Below are 2,295 nucleotides of genomic sequence, written 5' to 3' on the forward strand. Positions count from 1 at the left end.
AGTAAGAAAACTCTTTATATGCTCCAAAAAAAATATAGCTTCTATAGTTACTTAATAATTACATGTTCTTCAGGTATCCAACTATTCTGCCCGATATCTACCGCATTTCCCACTCTACCCCACACTCGAAAAGATGTCGATCCATCTATATTTCCTTTATAATTCATACATTCAGGCTCTTCATAATAATTTACTCTGTAGCCGACAGGATATTTCGAAGTTGCATAAAACCATTTCACCTTAAAATGTTTTAAATATGCCCACTGCTTATCGTTCCCTAAACAAATCATATCTTGCTCACCGCCTCCCCAATAACCTGTTAAGATTAAATATGGAATTTTCTGAGTGAGTGCACCTGTAAATTGAGGATTCATGGGGTTCTCATATAAATTTATTCCGTATCCATCAGGATATTTCGAAACTGCAATACCAATGCCATTCGGTTGCTGTTTATACACTATGTTAGATTGATTTGCTTTGTTCGAATCTATAAACCAAGAAAGTGACTTATTTCCTACTAATCGATTCAGATCACATTTCCCAATCCCAGGAACATTCCCTGAATCCGTATATTGCCAAATATCACATGGATATGCTGGCTTATTCCCTCCATAACGAGGGATCCATACGAAATCAGCTTCAATATTACGTGCTCCAAATGATAAATACATGTGATGCCCTACATATAATCCTACTTTTTCCGCACCTAAACGGCGTAATTCATCAATAAATGCCTGTGTCCCGCCTTGCATATCTGCCATCGTTTGAACTTCTACGTCCGCCACCCAAAACTTAGCTGATTGATCACCACGATTCCAAAAATCTTGTGCCTCTTTCTTTGCATCAGCAATAGATATAAAACGGCAAAAAGCATAATTACCGAATGGGATACTATACTTTTTCATTTCACTAACATAATTTTGATACATAAAATCCACCGTATTAGAGCCATCTTGAACTCTAGCAATCACTAAATCTAGCTGAGATGCTGCAATATCCCAATTGATAGTTCCATTCCATTTTGAAATATCTACAATATAATCCATACATTCCAGCTCCTTTTTAATGTCTTATTCATAGCTTGTTTTATTGTAAGCCTTATCTCTCTAAAACTAGCTATCTATAATATAAATAAAAAGAATCGTTACTGTTTTTCAAAATATATTCTCTTTCAGAAATATTTCTATTAGCTTTAACATGTATGTCACAAAAAATATTATCATATTCGAAATATACCTTACTATTTGTTATGTAGTCTCATCCTATCAATTTAGGTATTGATCATTTTTACGGATATTAGAAAAAATCCTCTTATAGTATTAACTTAAAACTTCCAGTATCAATTCCCTTTCAGTTAATAAAAATCATTCCTCATTTTCTATATATTCTTAAATCAAAATTACTATCTTTCCATGAAATATGAGATTTAGAAAAATTTTAATTAATTGAAAATTATTCCTGTTAACCTACAATTGTCCAACCTGAACACTATTGGTGCATAAAAAAGACATTTTCTATTACTGAAAATGTCTTTTTATAGTCTAATAAAACAATTTTGGTGTTAAATCTTTATTTTGTAATTGTGTATTTTCACTGTTCATAACACAACTTGTAGAAAATAATATTGGGCTATCACAAACCTCATCATTCATTACATCACGAAATACATTGGCAGCAACACCTGTAAACGTTTGACATAAGTTAGAAATATCGTCATTGAAAAACTGAATGACTTCCGCAGTGAACACCGGAAAGACAACATTCGGTCCGCCAGGGAACTGAGGCTGTACCACAACTTGTTCAAAATAAGGATTGTTTTCTAGTGCTACTTGAAATAAATGAGCTATTTCAAATGCATCTAGTGGACAAGGAAATGGATTTACAATTTCATTCTCATTATTCGTTACAATAACTGTCACACTTACATTCCCAAATTGTACAAAAGATTTTAAAAACGTTGCTAACGCTCTCGCTTTTTCATTACTTAACGCATGCACTAAAATAATATAATTACCACCAACAGGAATAAGTGGCCCAACTGTAACAGTTGGATCAGCACCTATTGAATTTTTTAATTCATTAAAATATGTGATCCACGGTGGCGAAAGCTGAGCTTGTACATTTTCTTCCACTACTTTATACTACCTCCTTATACAATTCTTACTAACATGATATGTAACAAATTAAAAAATGTATTAGTTATATTAACTATTTTCGTGTTTATTGATTATATTAATTAAACATTTTATTTCGCATTCTCAATTTCCCTTTTACATCTTTAAGCACTTTTACTAC

The 2,295-nt window shown here is 32.3% G+C and carries 2 protein-coding genes; both read right to left on the bottom strand.

Features of this window, described 5'->3' with window-relative positions; genetic code table 11:
• Window positions 1-47: 47 nt before the first annotated feature.
• Window positions 48-1,046, bottom strand: coding sequence for a glycoside hydrolase family 25 protein (locus DN403_RS27385; protein WP_098437206.1), 999 nt, complete (start codon window positions 1,044-1,046; stop codon window positions 48-50).
• 495 nt (window positions 1,047-1,541) lie between these two features.
• Window positions 1,542-2,132 (bottom strand): hypothetical protein, encoded by a 591-nt coding sequence (locus DN403_RS27390; RefSeq protein ID WP_000392278.1) that lies wholly within the window; start codon window positions 2,130-2,132, stop codon window positions 1,542-1,544.
• Window positions 2,133-2,295 lie beyond the last annotated feature (163 nt).

Origin of the sequence: Bacillus sp. AY2-1 (genome assembly GCF_008368965.1) — a bacterium.
In the GTDB taxonomy this organism is placed as follows: Bacteria; Bacillota; Bacilli; order Bacillales; family Bacillaceae_G; genus Bacillus_A; species Bacillus_A thuringiensis_S.

Bases quoted from the DNA above. Each gene is read 5' to 3' on its own strand.
- DN403_RS27385 (WP_098437206.1), bottom strand. From the start codon at position 1,046: ATGGATTATATTGTAGATATTTCAAAATGGAATGGAACTATCAATTGG.